13 protein-coding genes and 1 pseudogene are annotated in these 17,908 nt (G+C 65.2%); 9 read left to right on the top strand and 5 right to left on the bottom strand.

Features of this window, described 5'->3' with window-relative positions:
• Positions 1–65: 65 nt before the first annotated feature.
• Positions 66–1,547 carry an inorganic phosphate transporter gene (locus tag OVA12_RS23510; protein ID WP_268141313.1) on the top strand — a complete coding sequence of 494 codons (1,482 nt, stop codon included), beginning with the start codon at positions 66–68 and terminating at the stop codon, positions 1,545–1,547.
• Positions 1,548–1,593: 46 nt separating this feature from the next.
• Here OVA12_RS23510 and OVA12_RS23515 read toward each other — a convergent pair whose 3' ends face one another.
• From OVA12_RS23515 to OVA12_RS23530, 4 genes and pseudogenes are all read right to left on the bottom strand, one after another.
• A complete protein-coding gene (locus OVA12_RS23515; protein WP_268141315.1) occupies positions 1,594–2,154 on the bottom strand; it encodes a sarcosine oxidase subunit gamma in 561 nt (186 codons plus the stop codon).
• Positions 2,147–5,172: pseudogene (locus OVA12_RS23520) on the bottom strand (sarcosine oxidase subunit alpha family protein). Before OVA12_RS23520 ends, OVA12_RS23515 begins: the two are co-directional and overlap by 8 nt.
• Positions 5,172–5,489 carry a sarcosine oxidase subunit delta gene (locus OVA12_RS23525; RefSeq protein WP_106752287.1) on the bottom strand — a complete coding sequence of 106 codons (318 nt, stop codon included), beginning with the start codon at positions 5,487–5,489 and terminating at the stop codon, positions 5,172–5,174. Before OVA12_RS23525 ends, OVA12_RS23520 begins: the two are co-directional and overlap by 1 nt.
• A 9-nt stretch (positions 5,490–5,498) precedes the next feature.
• The gene (locus OVA12_RS23530) at positions 5,499–6,752 is read right to left on the bottom strand and encodes a sarcosine oxidase subunit beta family protein (protein WP_106752288.1); all 1,254 of its coding nucleotides are present in this window, start codon (positions 6,750–6,752) and stop codon (positions 5,499–5,501) included.
• Between the two features lie 874 nt (positions 6,753–7,626).
• On the opposite strand from OVA12_RS23530, the gene OVA12_RS23535 reads away from it, so the two are divergent.
• The 6 genes from OVA12_RS23535 (at position 7,627) to OVA12_RS23560 (ending at position 14,071) form a co-directional block, all read left to right on the top strand.
• Entirely contained in the window at positions 7,627–8,055 is a 429-nt protein-coding gene (locus OVA12_RS23535) for a MarR family winged helix-turn-helix transcriptional regulator (RefSeq protein WP_268141318.1), read from the top strand.
• A gap of 45 nt (positions 8,056–8,100) precedes the next feature.
• Positions 8,101–9,420 (top strand): MATE family efflux transporter, encoded by a 1,320-nt coding sequence (locus OVA12_RS23540; RefSeq protein ID WP_268141320.1) that lies wholly within the window; start codon positions 8,101–8,103, stop codon positions 9,418–9,420.
• Between the two features lie 97 nt (positions 9,421–9,517).
• On the top strand, positions 9,518–10,852 hold the full coding sequence (locus OVA12_RS23545) for an MATE family efflux transporter (RefSeq protein WP_268141322.1): 1,335 nt from the start codon (positions 9,518–9,520) through the stop codon (positions 10,850–10,852).
• A gap of 195 nt (positions 10,853–11,047) precedes the next feature.
• Positions 11,048–12,175, top strand: a complete 1,128-nt coding sequence (locus OVA12_RS23550) for an S-(hydroxymethyl)glutathione dehydrogenase/class III alcohol dehydrogenase (protein ID WP_268141324.1) — start codon at positions 11,048–11,050, stop codon at positions 12,173–12,175.
• 11 nt (positions 12,176–12,186) lie between these two features.
• A complete protein-coding gene (gene fghA, locus OVA12_RS23555; RefSeq protein ID WP_268141326.1) occupies positions 12,187–13,014 on the top strand; it encodes an S-formylglutathione hydrolase in 828 nt (275 codons plus the stop codon).
• Positions 13,015–13,318: 304 nt separating this feature from the next.
• Positions 13,319–14,071: an SDR family oxidoreductase gene (locus tag OVA12_RS23560; protein ID WP_268141328.1), complete on the top strand. Its 753-nt coding sequence runs from the start codon at positions 13,319–13,321 to the stop codon at positions 14,069–14,071.
• 15 nt (positions 14,072–14,086) lie between these two features.
• Here the strand turns inward: OVA12_RS23560 and OVA12_RS23565 are convergent, their stop codons facing one another.
• The gene (locus OVA12_RS23565) at positions 14,087–14,863 is read right to left on the bottom strand and encodes a VIT1/CCC1 transporter family protein (protein WP_268141331.1); all 777 of its coding nucleotides are present in this window, start codon (positions 14,861–14,863) and stop codon (positions 14,087–14,089) included.
• A gap of 229 nt (positions 14,864–15,092) precedes the next feature.
• On the opposite strand from OVA12_RS23565, the gene OVA12_RS23570 reads away from it, so the two are divergent.
• Together OVA12_RS23570 and OVA12_RS23575 are read left to right on the top strand one after the other, a co-directional pair.
• Positions 15,093–16,472: a class II 3-deoxy-7-phosphoheptulonate synthase gene (locus OVA12_RS23570; RefSeq protein WP_268141333.1), complete on the top strand. Its 1,380-nt coding sequence runs from the start codon at positions 15,093–15,095 to the stop codon at positions 16,470–16,472.
• 836 nt (positions 16,473–17,308) lie between these two features.
• Positions 17,309–17,821, top strand: coding sequence for a hypothetical protein (locus tag OVA12_RS23575; RefSeq protein ID WP_268141336.1), 513 nt, complete (start codon positions 17,309–17,311; stop codon positions 17,819–17,821).
• Positions 17,822–17,908: the final 87 nt, after the last annotated feature.

Below are 17,908 nucleotides of genomic sequence, written 5' to 3' on the forward strand. Positions count from 1 at the left end.
GGATTCGGGGTTGCCCGTCCGCGGCATCGCATGCATCGCCTTGGGAGGGCCACCGGCATCACCACGTGAAGACAGACCAGAAGTCCATTCTCGACAAGGATCTCGACAAGCTCGCCTATATCGAGGACGCAGCCGAAAGCACGAACCGCAGGCTCGTGGCGCCGGGACTTGCCTTCCTATTCCTTGTTTTGACAGCGCTTTTCGCTCTGTCCATGGTGTTCAATCTGCCAGGTGGGGTTCTGGTCGTCATTGCCGCTGCCGTTGGCGGCTACATGGCGCTGAACATCGGCGCCAATGACGTTGCCAACAATGTCGGTCCGGCGGTCGGCGCGCGCGCCTTGTCCCTGCCTGCGGCATTGGCGATGGCTGTGGTGTTCGAGAGTGCGGGGGCGCTGATCGCTGGTGGAGACGTGATCGAGACGATCTCCTCCGGCATCGTGACGCCGCTCGACGCTGAGACGCCGCAGGACTACGCCCTGGTGATGCTGTCAGCGCTTCTGGCGGCCGGCATATGGATCCATTTCGCCAACTGGCTGCGCGCCCCTGTTTCGACGACCCAGTCGATTGTCGGCGGCGTTCTGGGAGCAGCCATTGCCGGGATCGGCTTCGGTCCGGTCGACTGGTCGGTGATCGGCTCGATCATGGGCGGCTGGCTCGTCTCGCCGCTGCTCAGTGCGACCCTTGCCGCTGCGATCCTTGCCTTCATTCGCAGCCGCGTCGTCTATCAGTTCGACAAGATCGAGGCAGCGCGCCGGTGGGTGCCGCGCCTGATCGGTCTGATGGCCGGCGCCTTTGCCACCTATCTGACCTTCAAGGGCCTGTCGCGAGTGGTCAATCTGGAACTGGGCCACGCGTTGCTGGCCGGTTTCATTGTCGGAATCATTGTTCACGCCATCGTCCGCCCGATCATCTGGCGCCAGTCGGTCGGGCTCGACAATCGCAATCAGTCGGTGCGCCAGCTGTTTGCCTGGCCGCTGATCGGCTCGGCTGCGCTGTTGTCCTTTGCCCATGGCGCCAATGATGTTGCCAACGCGGTCGGGCCCGTCGCAGCCATCGCGCATGCCATGGGGTCCGGCGTCATCAGTGAAACGGTGCGCATCCCGTTCTGGGTGATGGCCATCGGGGCTGCGGGCATTTCACTCGGACTGACGTTGTTCGGGCCTCGGCTGATCAAGCTCGTCGGCCAGCAGATCACCAAGCTCAACCCGATGCGCGCCTACTGCATCGCGCTGGCAACCGCTTCCACCGTCATCTTCGCCTCTGCTCTCGGTCTGCCTGTCAGCACGACCCATGTGGCGGTCGGAGCGGTGTTCGGGGTCGGTTTCTTCCGCGAGTGGGAGACCCAGCGCCTTGGCTATCGCGCCGATGCGCCGTCGGGCAAGACCGGATTGCGGCTGCGCCCGATCCGCAGCCGTGAGGAACAGAAGCGGCGTCTGCTCGTTCGCCGCTCCCACGTCATGACGATCCTGGCCGCCTGGATGGTCACGGTGCCTGCCGCAGCCCTGCTGGCAGCCGGAATCAAAACCCTCCTGGCCAGCGTGTTCTGACACCGGCCAGCAGGGCTTGTTTCAGGCTGCCGTTTGTCCGGAAGCGTCAGGCGGCCGACAGTTCCCGGGCTGCGTCCAGAAGATGCTCCAGCACATAGGGCTGGAAGGTACGCCAGCACTCCAGCACGAACTGGTCCTCTGCCTTGCGCCACAGGATCACCTCGGCCTTGTGGCAGAGCGTGCGCGTGACCATGCCGACGGGGAAGGCGGGCAGCGCCAGATCGATCGGCACGCCGGCGTTCAGCAGCCAGGTCGCGCGCGGACCGCTCACCAGCACCGCGTCCTGCCGGTGCGAGATGTCGGTGACGGAAGCCGCCAGCCCGGCAACAGCGGCGTTGACGGCGGCCTCGAAGGCCACCAGCTCGGCCTCGGGTGCCAGCAGCAGCCACTCATCCGGCCCGAGCCAAAGGGCGGCCTTGCCTGCGCCAGCGGACGCCGACAGCGGTGCCTGCGGCAGGGCAAAGCCCAGCGCGCCGGCGACAGCGGCCTGCGCCTCAGCGCGGCCACGGAACGACAGGCGGGCGATGGGGGCGGTCTTCTGGATGCTGACCGCATCCTGGCGCAGCACCGGCGCCAGGCCCGCAACGGGGGTGTAGATCTCAGCCATTGAGACGGGTTCCTTCCGGGTCATACATCACGGGGTCGACGACCTTCACTGAGATCGCGCCGGCCGGCATCGGCACATTCAGCACTTCGCCGTGGCGGGCGCGGCCGTCCTTGACGATGGCAAGTGCAATGGTCCGCCCGAGCGCCTCGCTCCAGTAGGCCGAGGTGACATGGCCCAGCGCCGGGGTGCCCTTGGCCGGGTTGGCCTCGGCGGTGATCTGCGCCCCTTCTTCCAGCATCTGCTTCGGGTCGACCGGCAGGAGGCCGACGACCTGCTTGCGGCCATTGGCGACGAGGTCCGGACGCGACAGCGAGCGCTTGCCGACGAAATCGAACTTCTTCTTGCCGATGGCCCAGTCGAGCCCGGCGTCATCGGGCGTCACCGTGCCGTCGGTCTCCTGGCCGATGATGATGTAGCCCTTCTCGGCGCGCAGCACGTGCATGGTCTCGGTGCCGTAGACACAGCCGCCCTGCTTCACCACTTCCGCGTTGATCAGCTCCCACACCTTTGCGCCATGGCGGGCCGGCACGTTCACTTCAAAGCCGAGTTCGCCCGTGAAGCTCACCCGGAACAGGCGGCAGGGCAGGCCGGCGAAGCGGCCCGAGGCGACGCTCATGTGCGGGAAGGCCTCGTTGGAGAGGTCGATGCCCTCGACGAAGGGGGCAATCACCTCGCGCGCCTTCGGGCCCTGCACCGCAATCACGGCATATTGCTCGGTGGTCGAGGTGATCCAGACGTCGAGATCCGGCCATTCGGTCTGGAGGAAATCCTCCATCATGGCAAAGACCCGCGCCGCTCCGCCCGTGGTGGTGGTGACGTGGAACCGGTCGTCGGTGAGCCGCCCGACGACGCCGTCATCAATAATGTAGCCGGCCTCGTTGAGCAGCACCGCATAGCGGCAGCGGCCGGGCTTCAGGCCCTTCCACGGGTTCGTATAGAAGCGCTCCAGGAATTCGGCCGCGTCCTTGCCCACCACCTCGATCTTGCCGAGTGTCGAGGCGTCAAACTGGCCGACCGCCTGCCGCGTGACGCGGCATTCGCGCGCCACGGCCGCATGCATGTCCTCGGAGCCTTCCGGGAAGTACCAGGTGCGCTTCCACTGGCCGACATCCTCGAAGACACCGCCCTTTGCCACCACCCAGTCATGCGAGGGCGTGCGCCGCACCGGGTCAAAGGCATCGCCGCGCGAGGAGCCGGCAAAGGTGCCGAAGGTCGTCGGCGAATAGGGCAGGCGGAAGGTGGTGAGACCCACCTGCGGCAGCGGCGCGCCCAGCGCGCCCGAAGCAATCGCCAGCGCGTTCATGTTGGAGAGGCGGCCCTGGTCGGTCGCCATGCCGGTGGTCGTGTAGCGCTTGATGTGCTCGATCGACATCATGCCTTCGCGCACCGCCAGCTGCACGTCCTTGGCGGTCACGTCGTTCTGGTAGTCGACGAAGGCCTTCACCCGGCCGGCGTTGCGGTCATGCGGCAGCGCGCCGAGATACCCGCCCGTGGAGGCTTCGCCGCCCGTGGCCGTCAGGCGTCCGCCCTTGCGCGCGGCACCGGTTGCGGCCTCCGCTGCCTGTTCGCCGCGGCGGCATAGCCGTCCTCGAGCACCGCCGCCAGTCCATTGACACCCCGGCAGCTGCCGGCAGAGCGTTCCCGCTGCACGCTGGCGCCGGGCAGGAACGCCTCGTGTTCGGCATTCCACACGACCTTGCCGCGCGACTGCGAATAGAGGCTGACTGAAGGCGTCCAGCCGGACGACATCAGGATGGCGTCGCAGGTCACATCACCCGCAGAGACCACGCTGCCGTCATTGCGCAGCCGGCCGAGCATCGCCTTCGACACCCTGAGCCGCCCGCTGGTGCCGGTGACGACGCAGGCCGCCTCGACCCGGATGCCCCGGCGTGCGGCCGCCTCGCGCAGATGCTCCGGCGGGGTGGCGCGCATGTCGGCAATCGCCACCACCTCGACCCCGGCATCTGCCAGATCGAAGGCGGCGGCCCAGGCGCTGTCGCAGGCGGTCGTCACGAGCACCCGGCGGCCGACGGTTGCGCCATAGCGGTTGAGATAGGTGCGGCCGGCGCTGGCCAGCAGGATGCCCGGCCGGTCGTTCTCCGGGAACACCATCGGCCGCTCATGCGCCCCGGCGGCAATGACCACTTCCTTCGCCCGCACCTGCCACATGCGCTCGCGCGGCAGGTTTGCACCCGGCTGTGCCAGATGGTCGGTGACGCGCTCGGCCAGCGCGATGAAGTTCTGCACGAAATACCCAAACGCAGTCGTGCGCGGCAGCAGCGTCACGTTGTCCCGCGCAGCGAGTGTCGCCAACGTGGCGGCGACCCACTCGGCGGCCGGCAGGCCCTCGATGGTGGAGCCGGTTTCGCTGAGCAGCGAGCCGCCCATTTCTGCCTGCTCGTCGCACAGGATCACCCGCGCGCCCGTCTCGCTGGCCGAGAGCGCAGCCGCCAGACCCGCCGGACCGGAGCCGATCACCAGCACGTCGCAATGGGCATAGAGGTTGGCGTAGTGATCCGGATCGGCCAGCTTCGGCGGCTTGCCGAGACCGGCAGCAGCGCGGATCACCGGCTCATAGACCTTGTCCCAGAAGGCCTTCGGCCACATGAAGGTCTTGTAGTAGAAGCCGGCCGGGAACAGCGGCGACAGCACGTCATTGATCGCCCCGACATCGAAGTCGAGCGAGGGATAGCGGTTCTGGCTGATCGCCATCAGGCCTTCGTAGACCTCGACCTGCGTCGCGCGCAGGTTCGGGGTCTGGTCGCCGTGCCGGTAGACGCCGACAAGCGCGTTCGGCTCTTCCGATCCGGCCGTCAGGATGCCGCGCGGGCGGTGATATTTGAACGAGCGGCCAACGAGATGCACGCCATTGGCAATCAGCGCGGAGGCGAGCGTGTCGCCCGGATGCGCCTGCATCACCTTGCCGTCGAAGCTGAACTGAAGCGTCCGCGACCGGTCGATGCGGCCGCCATGGGCCAGGCGGGCGCTCTGGGTTGATTTCTGGCTATGGGCGCTCATCAGCGGGCGTCCTTTTCCTGGGAGGCGCGGGCAAGGGCGTCGAGGTCGGGCTTGGGTTCGCCGGCCTTGTAGGTGCAGACAAACTTGTCGCTGACCGTGTCGCGCACGGCGTTGAAGAAGCGGCCACAGCCATGGGCATGACGCCAGCGTTCGGCATAAAGGCCGCGCGTGTTGGTGCGCATGTAGAGGAACTGGGCCCATTCCTCGTCATTGAGCTGCGAGGGATCGGCGGGGCGGGCGATATGCGCCTCGCCGCCGTAGCGGAACTCGGTCTCGGGCCGTTCGACGCCGCAATAGGGACAGGAAATCAGCAGCATGGCGAAGCCTCAGTGAGCCACGGCGGCCGCGGCCGCCTCGTCGATCAGCCGTCCGGTGCGGAACCGGTCGAGCGAGAAGGGGGCATTGACCGGATGCGGCGCTCCGGTCGCAATGGTGTGGGCAAAGACATGGCCCGAGCCCGGCGTGGCCTTGAAGCCGCCCGTGCCCCAGCCGCAGTTGAGATAAAGGCCCGGCACCGGCGTCAGGCCGATGATCGGCGAACGGTCGGGGGTGTTGTCAACGATGCCGCCCCAGTTGCGCAGCATGCGCATGCGGCGGAACATCGGGAACAGCTCGCAGATGGCATCGAGCGTGTGCGTGGTGATGTGCAGACCACCCGCCTGGGAATAGGACACGAACTGGTCCGTGCCCGCGCCGATAACCAGCTCGCCCTTGTCGGACTGGGAGATATAGGCGTGGATCGTGTTCGACATGACCACGCAAGGGAAGGCCGGCTTCACCGGCTCCGACACCAGCGCCTGCAGCGGATTGGATTCCAGCGGCAGCTTCAGCCCGGCCATCGCCATGACAACGGAGGTGTTGCCGGCCGCGACACAGCCGATCTTCTTGGCGCCGATGAAACCGCGTGTCGTCTCGACGCCCGTCACCTCGCCCGTCGGGGCCCGGCGGATACCGGTGACGGCACAGTTTTGAATGATGTCGACGCCCATGGCGCTTGCGCCGCGCGCGTAGCCCCAGGCGACCGCGTCATGCCGCGCCGTGCCGCCGACGCGCTGCAGCGCCGCGCCCATCACCGGATAGCGGATGTTCTTGTCGATGTTGAGCGGCGGGCAGAATTCCTTGGCTTCCTCGGCGCTCAGCCACTCGTTGGTGACGCCGGCCAGCCGGTTGGCGTGAATGTGGCGCTTGAACACCTGGATGTCATGCACCGTATGCGCCAGCATCATCACGCCGCGCTGCGAATACATGACGTTGTAGTTCAGCTCCTGCGACAGCCCGTCCCAGAGATCGAGCGCGTGCTGGTAGAGCCTGGCGCTCTCCTCCCAGAGATAGTTGGAGCGCACGATCGTGGTGTTGCGGCCCGTGTTGCCGCCGCCAAGCCAGCCCTTGTCGAGCACGGCGACATTGGTGATGCCATGCACCTTGGCCAGATAATAGGCGGTGGCGAGGCCATGTCCGCCTGCGCCGATGATGATCACATCATAGGCCGGCTTCGGCTCGGGCGAACGCCACTGCCGGCCCCAGTTCTTGTGGGCGCTGAAGGCGTTTTTCGCCACTTCGAGGAAGGAATAGCGCGTCATGGCCGCCGCTTTTGCCCCTGGTCTGATGCCGTGAATGGATCCTGCCAGCTCTCCGGCACCGGGTGCGGCCGCTGACAGGGCAGGGTGCCATCATCGCCAACCCTGCCGTCAAGGGGGCTTCCTGATCGGTCAGCCGATGGTCTGAATCCGACATGCTGCGTCGCAGAAGAAGAAAGTGTCGCTGACACCAGCCGCTGGTTCCATGCAGTCACTTCAACGCTTTCGTCATGCCATGGCTCGTCCATGGCATCCATGCCGTGCCCTCTCCACTCAGGGAGCGCCTGCGTTGTTGACGCCCCCAGCGCCGCATGGCCCGCACCGCAACGGCATGGATGCCATGATCAAGTCATGGCATGACGAAGGAGAGGGTTTGACGGACGAGAGGGGAGAGCCTTCTGCCCGCAACACGCGCCGCGCCGCCGCAACGGCCCATCCCCACGACCAATCCTAACCGTTTTCGTCATGCCATGGCTCGTCCATGGCATCCATGCCGTGCCCTCTCCACTCAGGGAGCGCCTACGTGGCTGACGCCCCCGGCGCCGCACGGCCCGCACCGCAACGGCATGGATGCCATGATCAAGTCATGGCATGACGAAGGAGAAGGGAGGGCCGGCGGCCCATCCTCGCGACCACCCTTTCCGCTTTCGTCATGCCATGGCTCGACCATGGCATCCATGCCGTGCCCTCTCCACTCAGGGAACGCCTGCGTGGCTGACGCCGCCGGCGCCGCATGGCCCGCACCGCAACGGAACGGATGCCATGATCAAGTCATGGCATGACGAAGGAGAGGGGAGGGCCGGAGTCCCAAGACACACATGGCTTGAAAGCGCCGCCTCAATCATGTTAGTTAGACAAACTAACAAAAGGCCATATCATGGATCTCGAGGAAAGCCTGCGCTGCCTGCAGTGGCACATGTGGTTCCGCTGGCGCGAAGAATCGCGCCGCAGCGGCTCGATGGACCTCACGCCGAACGAGCTGGATTATCTCTATGCGCTGCTGGGTGCCGGACGGCCGATCCGTCTGGGCGAGCTTGCCGCCCGCATGCAGGTCACGCCCGCCTCGGCCAGCGCCATGGTGCGCAAGCTGGAAGCGCGCGGCTATATCAGCCGCAGTGCGAGCGGCGAGGATGCCCGCTCGGTTCTTCTTGCGCCCACGCCGAAATGTCAGGCGCTGGAGGCGGAGGAACAGACGATCTACGCCGACACTGCGTCACGCCTTGCTGCCATGCTCGAGCCGCAAGAGCTGGCCGAACTCTCCCGCCTTCTCGCCAAGGCGCGGGGCAATCTGACGACCGACTATTGAGGCACTTGCGCCGATCGAGGCTCAACTGCGACCGGAGTTCCTTGCATGCGACTGCCGTTCCTTGATGAGTTTGTCAGCATCACCCGCCTGGCCGTTCCGATCGTCGTCGGGCTCAGCACCGGCGCGCTGATTACTGTTACCGATGCCATCATGCTGGCCCCGCTCGGCCCTGTGCCGCTCGCCGCCGCAGGCCTTGCCGGGGCTGTGGCGACGGTGTTCTTTGCCGCAATCTACGGATTCCTGTCCGTTCTTTCCGTGCGCATCGGCACGGCTTATGGCGCGGGACAGGCCAGGCGGATTGCCGGCGTCTGGCGCACAGGCCTGTGGCTGGGCCTCGGCACCGGACTGGCTGCCGCGCTGCTCATGGCGCTGGCATGGCCATTGATGCCGCTGCTCGACCAGCCGGCCGAAGTGCTGGCGATTGCCGGTCCTTACTGGCTTCTGATCGCCGCCTTTCTGGTCCCCTTTGCTATCCTGACCGTCTTCAAGTCTGCCTTCGAGGCAATTGACCGGCCGTGGACGGGTACCCTGTTCGGGGTGCTGGCCTGCGTCCTCAACGTGCCGCTGAACTACGTGCTGATCCACGGGATCGGCGGGTTCGAGGGACTTGGGCTGACGGGCGCCGGCATCGCCTCGCTGCTGGCCGAAACGGTGTCGTTGGCGGTTGCCTTTCTCTACTGGCGCCGCGCGGCCTCGACGGCGCGGCTGCGCGTGCGCGGCCAGCGCGAGCCGGAGGACCTGCGCTCCGTTGCCCGCGAGGGTGCGCCGCTCGGCCTGATGTACATCGCCGAGACCGGAGCCATGGCGGTGGCGACCATGCTGATCGGCCTGTTCGGAACCGTCGCGCTCGCCGCCAACCAGGTTGCACTGTCGGTGGGAACGCTCCTCTACATGGTGCCGCTCGGGGTTGCCGGCGCGGTCGCGATCCGCGTGTCGCAGGCCGCCGGTGCCGGGCGCACCAATCAGGTGCGGGCGATTACACTGGCCGCGATCGTCATGGCGACGGCCTGGCTGGGGCTGTCGGCAACGCTTCTGGCTTTCCAGGGCGAAGCCATTGCCCGCCTGATCACCCAGGATCCGGAGGTGGTGGCGGTTGCCGCGTCGATCTTCTTCATCTTCGCGCTCAGCCAGGTCATGGACGGGCTGCAATCGACGCTGGTTGGCGCGCTGCGCGGCCTGTCTGACACGGGCCTGCCGTCGATTGTCTCTATCGTCGCCTACTGGCCGGTCGCCCTGCCGGTTGGCTGGCTGCTGGCGACCCATGCCGGCATGGGCCCGTCGGGCGTCTGGCTCGGCTTCGTCTGTGCGCTTGGCCCCGCCGCGCTGGTGCTCGGCTTGCGCTTCCACGTCCTGACCCGATCATGACCTCGAAGGTGCCCGTTTGGACGTGGGCACCTCGTTCCCTTCAGGGGCCAGAGCCCCTGTGCCGGACCCAGACCCGATTTGATGCATGGAAACCACCATGGACAGCACGCGCATTCCCCGGACCTTCCTGATCTACACGCTGCCGGCCGTGGCGGCGCTGGTGGTTCAGGCGCTGAACATGATGATCGATGGCATCTTCATCGGTCATGTGATGGGCACGCCCGGGCTCTCCGGCATCTACATGGCCTGGCCACTCGTTGGCGTCGTTCTGGCGGTTGGCACCATGATCGGCATTGGCGGCGGGGCGCAGCTCTCCATGGCCAATGGCGCCGGCCGTCTGCCCCTGGCCCGGCGCTATCTCGGCCTGTCGCTGCTGCTGGTCGTGGTCCTCGGCCTCGTTGGCGGAACATTCCTGATCCTGTGCCGCGAGGCTTTCCTGTCGTTCCAGGGTGCCCCGGACGAGGTGGTCCGCCATGGCATGGATTACCTGTTCGTGCGCGGCCTTGGTGGCATCTCGGTCATGGGCGCCGCCGTCCTGCCTCTGCTGGTGCGCAACACCGGCGCGCCAGTGCGCGCCACGCTGGCCATGTTCGCCGGGGTGCTGGTCAATCTGGTGCTTGACTATGTCTTCATCGTCGAGTTCGGGTGGGGCCTGTCGGGGGCGGCTGCGGCAACGGTCGCCGGTGAAGCGGTGTCGGACATCGCCTGCCTGTGGTTCCTGTTCGGCCGTCCGACGGCCCTCAGGCCGCGTCTCAAGGACTTCCGCATCCGGCTGGGGCGGATCGCCCAGATCCTCGTCACCGGCTTCACCAGCATGATCATGTATCTCTACATGAGCTTCGTGATCATGCTGCACAATTACCTGTTCATGCGCTTCGGCTCGGAAGTGCAGGTCGCCGCCTTCGCCATCACCGACTATTACATGGCCTTCTACTACCTGCTGGGCGAGGGCATCTGCGGCGGCATGCAGCCGCTGGTGAGTTATTTCCATGGGGCAGGCGAGCGCCGCGCCGTGCTTGGAACCTTGCGCCTCGCCATGATGTCGATCTTCGGCCTCGGCTGTGCGCTCGTGGCGGCGCTGCTGATCGTGCCGGAGGTGTTCGTCGCCCTGTTCACCACCGGGGACCCGGTGCTGTCGGCCGCGGCGGAGCATGGCATCCGCCTGCATCTCTTCACGATGATGCTGGAAGGCCTCATCATCATCGTCGCCACCTACTTCCAGGCCATCGGCGACGCGCGCCGGGCCTTGATGATCGCAGCCGCCAACATGCTGGTGCAGCTGCCCTTCCTCGCCATCCTGCCCCGCTTCCTCGGCACCGACGGCATCTGGCTGGCGATTCCGGCGGCAAACCTGTTTCTCGCCCCGATCGTGCTGGTCATGCTGGCGCTGCATCTGCGCCGGCAGGACCGGCTGGTGGCAGCGCCGGCCTGATACCTGACTGATACCGGCCTGACACCTGCCTGATACCGGCCTGACACCGGCAAGCCTTTGAAATCATCCCCAGCCTGTCGCATTTCGCGGCAGGTTGGGCGCTTGGCCGACAGCACGGGCTGGCCCTGCCGGGCATGGTTCGGCTATGGTGCCCCCAAACTTCCCCACCTATTCCATTGAAAGAGGATCGACCCCATGGACGTTCGCGCCGCCGTTGCCGTTGCCGCAGGCAAGCCGCTGGAAGTCACCACCGTGCAGCTGGAGGGCCCGCGTGCCTTCGAGGTGCTGGTCGAGATCAAGGCCACCGGCATCTGCCACACGGACGACTTCACCCTGTCCGGCGCCGATCCGGAAGGCATCTTCCCGGCGATCCTCGGCCATGAGGGCGCGGGCGTTGTCGTGGAAGTCGGCAAGGGCGTCACCAGCCTGAAGCCGGGCGATCACGTCATCCCGCTCTACACGCCCGAATGCCGCGAATGCCCGTCCTGCCTGTCGCGCAAGACCAACCTGTGCACGGCGATCCGCTCGACCCAGGGCCAGGGTGTGATGCCGGACGGCACCTCGCGCTTCTCCATCAACGGCGAGAAGGTGCACCACTACATGGGCTGCTCGACCTTCGCCAACTACACGGTCCTGCCGGAGATCGCGCTGGCCAAGGTCAACCCGGCAGCTGCCTTCGACAAGATCTGCTACATCGGCTGCGGCGTCACCACGGGCATCGGCGCGGTGATCAACACGGCCAAGGTGGAAATGGGCGCGACCGCCATCGTCTTCGGCCTCGGCGGCATCGGCCTCAACGTGATCCAGGGCCTGCGTCTGGCCGGCGCCGACATGATCATCGGCGTTGACCTCAACAACGACAAGAAGGCCTGGGGCGAGCGCTTCGGCATGACCCATTTCGTCAACCCGCTGGAAGTGGGTGAGGATCTGGTGCCCTATCTCGTCAACCTGACCAAGCGCGGCGCGGACCAGATCGGCGGCGCGGACTACACCTTCGACTGCACCGGCAACACCAAGGTGATGCGCCAGGCGCTGGAGGCCTCGCATCGCGGCTGGGGCAAGTCGGTGGTGATCGGCGTTGCCGGCGCCGGCCAGGAAATTTCCACCCGTCCGTTCCAGCTCGTCACCGGCCGCACCTGGATGGGCACCGCCTTCGGCGGCGCGCGCGGGCGAACCGACGTGCCGAAGATCGTCGACTGGTATCTCGACGGCAAGATCGAGATCGACCCGATGATCACCCATGTCATGCCGCTGGAGGACATAAACAAGGGCTTCGAGCTGATGCATTCGGGCAAATCGATCCGCTCGGTCGTGGTCTACTGAGGTCCCGGCCGATGCAGACCCTTTCCGAAAGCCGCATGTTCGGCGGCGTCCAGGGCGTCTACAGCCACGACAGCGAGGCCTGCGGCGTGCCGATGACCTTCGCGGTCTATCTGCCGCCGCAGGCAAGCCGCGGGCCGGTGCCGTGCCTCTGGTATCTCTCGGGCCTCACCTGCACGCATGAGAACGCCATGACCAAGGCGGGGCTGCAGGCCCATGCGGCGGAGTTCGGTCTGGCGCTGGTGTTCCCGGACACCAGCCCGCGCGGCGAGGGGGTGGCCAATGATGCCGCCTATGACCTCGGCCAGGGCGCCGGCTTCTATGTCGATGCCACCGAGGCGCCCTGGGCACCGCATTTCCGCATGGAAGACTATGTGGTGCGCGAGCTGCGCCAGCTGGTTCAGGCGCGGTTCCCGGTCACGGACCGGCATGGCATCACCGGTCACTCGATGGGCGGTCACGGCGCGCTGACCCTGGCGATGCGCCACCCGGAGCTTTATGCCTCCCTGTCGGCCTTCGCCCCGATCGCCCATCCGGCCGCCTCCGATTGGGGCCGCAAGCAGCTGGCCGCCTATCTGGGGCCGGACGAGACGCTCTGGCGCGCGCATGACGCCTCGCTCCTGCTTGCAACGAAAGGCTGGAAAGGGGATCTGCTCGTCGACCAGGGCCTGTCGGACCAGTTCCTCGACCTCCTGAAGCCGGAGGCGCTGGCCACGGCGCTCGCCACCACCCGCACGGCCGGGACCCTCCGGCTCCAGGCCGGCTACGACCATTCCTACAACTTCGTCGCCACCTTCGCCCGCGACCATGTCGCCTGGCATGCCGAGCGGCTGAAGGGCTGAGAGGCGGGGCGGGGCTAGGGGGGGGGCGTGCCAGCGGAAGGGACCAAGCCGCTGACAAGCCCCCAGTCGTCCGCATCACGTCACCCTGCGTCACCCCGGCCAAGCGCAGCGCGAGCCGGGGTGACGCAGGAGTGTGTGGCTGCTGTCCCCGTACCCGGCGAGGCAACAGCCACCTGACCACCCGAAACCCGATCAAAGTCACAAAAAACAACAGAAAAACAAAGCCTTCCCGCTCGCGTTTCGGGTCGAGGCCGGGCAAGGCTGTCACTAGGTTGCGCCAGTCACTTCAACTGGAGACTGCGCAATGCAACTCAAAGACAAGGTCATCATCATCACCGGCGCAAGCAGCGGCATTGGCGCTGCGGCGGCGCGGCTGTTTTCTGCCCGCGGGGCAAGGCTCGTGATCGGCGCCCGCCGCAAGGAGCGTCTGGACGCGCTGGCGGGAGAACTCGCCGAGGCCGGCGGCGAAGTGGTGACGGTCGCCGGCGACGTGGTCGATGACGCCCATGCCCGGGCACTGGTGGAGGCGGCGGTGAGCCGGTTTGGCCGCCTCGACGGGGCTTTCAACAACGCCGGCATCGTCGGTGACATGGTTCCTCTGCCGCAGATGACCACGGAGAACTGGAACCGGGTGCTGGAGGTCAACCTGACCAGCGCCTTCCATCTCGCCCGCCACCAGATCCCGGCGATGCTGGACGGCGGAAAGGGATCGATTGTCTTCACGTCGACCTTTGTCGGTCACGGCATCGGACTTCCGGGCATGGCGGCCTATGCGGCGGCAAAGTCCGGCCTCATCGGCCTGACGCAGGTTCTGGCGGCAGAGCACGGACCGGCGGGCTTGCGGGTCAATGCGCTGCTGCCGGGCGGAACCATGACGGAAATGGCGCCGAGCGATGCAGGCGCGCTGGAATGGATCGCCGGTCTGCATGCCCTGAAGCGCATTGCCGAACCGCAAGAGATCGCCGCCGCCGCCGCGTTCCTCCTCTCCGACGATGCATCCTTCGTGACAGGCACCGCGATGGTGTCTGACGGTGGCAACACCATCTGCAAGACCTGAGACGGACGGGGCGCCCTAGCCGGAGATGCCGAAGACCTGGTGCAGGAGCGCCCCGACCGCCCAGGCGATGCCCGCGGCCGACATGCCGATGGCGGTCGTCTCCAGCCCGCTGGTGAGCCAGCCGCGCGTCGACCAGAGCGACTTGATCGAGCCGATGACGAAGAAGGTCAGGGCGGTGAGAGCCGTCCCGATCAGCGCGGCCGGTTCCACAACCAGTCCGGCAAGGCCTGCAAGATAGGGCAGGAGCGGAATGCTGCCGCACAGCACGAAGGCGGCAAAAGTGGACAACGCGGCCGCGCCTGCGCTGCGGGGCACGTCGCCGATGCCATATTCGCCGCTCATCATGGTCTCGATCCAGACCTCGCGGCGGGAGGTGATAAGGCGGACCAGCTGTTCAAGCTCCGCGCCATCAAATCCCTTGGCGGCAAAGATCTGCCGGATCTCTTCCCGTTCGCCGTCCGGAGCAAGGTCAATGTGCCGTTCCTCGACGCGGCGGAGCCGGTCATAATCCTCCACCTCCGCCCGGGTGCCGGCATAATTGGCGGCGGCCATCGAGAAACCGTCGGCGAGAAGATTGGCAAGCCCGAGGATCAGGATCACGGAGGACGGCAGCGCGGCACCGACAGCGCCAGCCACAACGGCGAAGGTTGTCACCGCGCCATCGATGCCACCATAGACCCAGTCGCGCAGATAGCTGATGCGCGGGCCACGGCCAAGCCGCCGGGCAATGCCCTCCCGGCTGTGATCATGTTCGAGCTTCTGGGCAGGATCTGCAGGAAAAGGCGACGACATTCGGCAACTCGTGGCTTGCGCGCGCCGCGCGCTGGCGGTTAACTCGTCGCCCCGGCCTTGCGGTCGGGCTGCGGCCTTACCTGTGGTCTTGTAACGCAGGCCGGTGTATAAGCCGCAGGTTTTCTCCACTTCCCGTGGGGAGAACGAAACAATGTTATCAAGGGAAGGTATCTGGGCCGGACGAAAGACGGAATAGGCACAAGCCCGGACGGTAGTTGGAGAATGTGTTATGGCGGAGAAGTGGACCCCGGACAGCTGGAGATCAAAACCGATCCAGCAGGTGCCGGATTATCCCGATGCTCAGGCGCTCGCTGATGTCGAGAAGCGCCTGTCGACCTATCCGCCGCTTGTTTTTGCAGGCGAGGCGCGCGCACTGAAGCGCCAGCTTGCGGATGTTGCGGCGGGCCGTGCTTTCCTCCTTCAGGGTGGAGATTGCGCCGAGAGCTTTGCAGAACATCACCCGGATCACATTCGTGACTTCTTCCGCGTCTTCCTGCAGATGTCGGTTGTCCTGACCTATGCCGCCGCCCAGCCGGTGGTGAAGGTCGGCCGCATTGCCGGCCAGTTCGCCAAGCCCCGCTCGTCCAACATCGAGAAGCAGGGCGATGTCGAGCTGCCGAGCTACCGCGGTGACATCATCAACGATATCGCCTTCACGCCGGAAAGCCGCATCCCGGATCCGAACCGTCTGTCGATGGCCTACCGCCAGTCGGCCGCGACGCTGAACCTGCTGCGTGCCTTCGCTCAAGGTGGCTTTGCCAACCTCGACCAGGTGCATCGCTGGATGCTGGGCTTCGTCAAGGACAGCCCGCAGTCGCACCGCTATCAGGAACTGGCGGACCGGATTTCCGAATCCCTGTCCTTCATGCGCGCCTGCGGCGTTTCGCCGGACAGCGTGCCGCAGCTGCGCTCGACCGATTTCTTCACCAGCCACGAGGCGCTGCTGCTCGGCTACGAGCAGGCCTTCACCCGTGTCGATTCCACGTCGGGTGACTGGTACGCCACCTCAGGCCACATGCTGTGGATCGGTGACCGCACCCGTCAGCCGGACCATGCCCATGTGGAATTCTTCCGCGGCATCAAGAACCCGATCGGCCTGAAGTGCGGCCCCTCGCTCACCGCTGACGGTCTGCTGAAGCTGATCGACACGCTGAACCCGGACAATGAGGCCGGCCGTCTGACGCTGATCTGCCGCTTTGGCGCCGACAAGGTGTTCGAGCATCTGCCGCAGCTCATTCGCGCCGTCGAGCGCGAAGGCCGCACCGTCGTCTGGTCCTGCGACCCGATGCATGGTAACACCATCACCGCTGGTGGTTACAAGACCCGTCCGTTCGACCGGATCCTGAAGGAAGTGGAAGCCTTCTTCGCCGTGCACCGCGCCGAAGGCACCCATGCCGGCGGCATCCATGTCGAGATGACCGGCCGCAATGTCACCGAATGCACCGGCGGCGCCCATGCGCTCACCGCCGAGCAGCTCGGCGACCGCTACCACACCCACTGCGACCCGCGCCTCAACGCCGACCAGGCCATCGAACTGGCCTTCCTCGTCGCCGAGAACCTGAAGAAGGAACGCGAAGGCCGCACCGACAAGATGGTCGTCAACGGCTGAGCCGGCTGACCGCCGAACCACCAAGGGGCAGGCCAATGGCCTGCCCCTTTTTGTTTTTCTAGCTGATGCGCCGATCACTCCTGCGCCGTCCCGGCCTTGTGCCGGGACCCGTCAGGGACGCGATGCGATCGGGCAGATGCGGCCGCTCCTTGCTCCGTGTCACCCCGGCCGAGCAACGCGAGAGCCGGGGCCCACTCGTTCGCCGAGCGGTCATTTCATCCGGCGAGCAGTTCGGCAAACTCTGATCGAATGTTGCCAGGCCTCGCGTCATTCAAACGCTCTGCAAGCGAGTGGGCCCCGGCTCAGCGCTGCGCTTGGCCGGGGTGACGCCGGTGTTTTGGTGCCGGCTCTCGCGTTGCTCGGCCAGTGTGACGCCAGTGTTTTGCTGCCACGCTCAGGGGCTTTGCCCCGCCGCCCGCGCAAACACATCCCACGCCAAATCCCCCGCCGTCCCGGCCTCGTGCCGGGACCCGTCAGGGACGCGATGCGACCGAAAAAGCCGCGCCTGCGAACTAGGTCCCGGCACATGGCCGGGACCGCGCGGAGGGGATGCAAGTCCTTGTGTGACTGCCCCTCCGATCAATGGCGCCTTACAGCCGCACCAGTGACGGCAAGCCCGTCGCGAGGGCGGGCACCAGCGTCATCGCGGCAATCACCGCCAGCAGCACCAGCCAGTAGGGCAGGGCGGCCAACTCTCTGTTATTACTCAATAAAGACACGAAATACGCCGCTAAAATCAATAAGAAAAAGTTATCAATACTTGCGGAGGTTCTGAATGGAAATTATCAGAGGACGGGCATACCGTAACGGCAGCTAAATTGAAGTGGGAGAGAGTGATGGACTACATTCAATCAAAGAGATCATACCGCGAGTATTGCAAAAAAAATGCAAAACAAATGACGGCATTGAATATCGTCAGTATTGCGGCGATGAATCAATATTCAATTAATTTGGAGGAAATGGATCTGTATGATATGGCCTTGTTGAGCTACATTGATTCAATTGATGAGGATTATGAGGTGTTGATAGTAGAAAAACTATGCGGAATAAATGTAGGAATGCATAAATCGATTAACAAGATTATCACGAGGGGTGGGTATGGAGTTGATCTGATTCTAGAGTACTGTGGTTCTATTGAGGAGATGACTCTTCTGAGAATTTTGTGCTCAAAGTCTGTGCTGTACGCAAGAGCAATATCGCGCCGGCGGATCCTTCAAAGAAGTGTTGTGCTTGCTTTGCTGGAATTTAACGATGAGGAAATTAATGAAAACATTGCAGAAAACTACAATGTTTATCTCGCTTCAGATATTTGTTTAAGGCTAACGCGGGAGGGCGATTGTCCGGCGTAGGATTTTTGCTCTAATGGCGCTTGCGGAAACGCAATGTTAATCGAATGCGTGTTGATGTGGTGGTGTGTTCCTCTAGGGGAGAATGCC

The organism is Pannonibacter sp. SL95 (assembly GCF_026672425.1).
Classification (GTDB): domain Bacteria; phylum Pseudomonadota; class Alphaproteobacteria; order Rhizobiales; family Stappiaceae; genus Pannonibacter.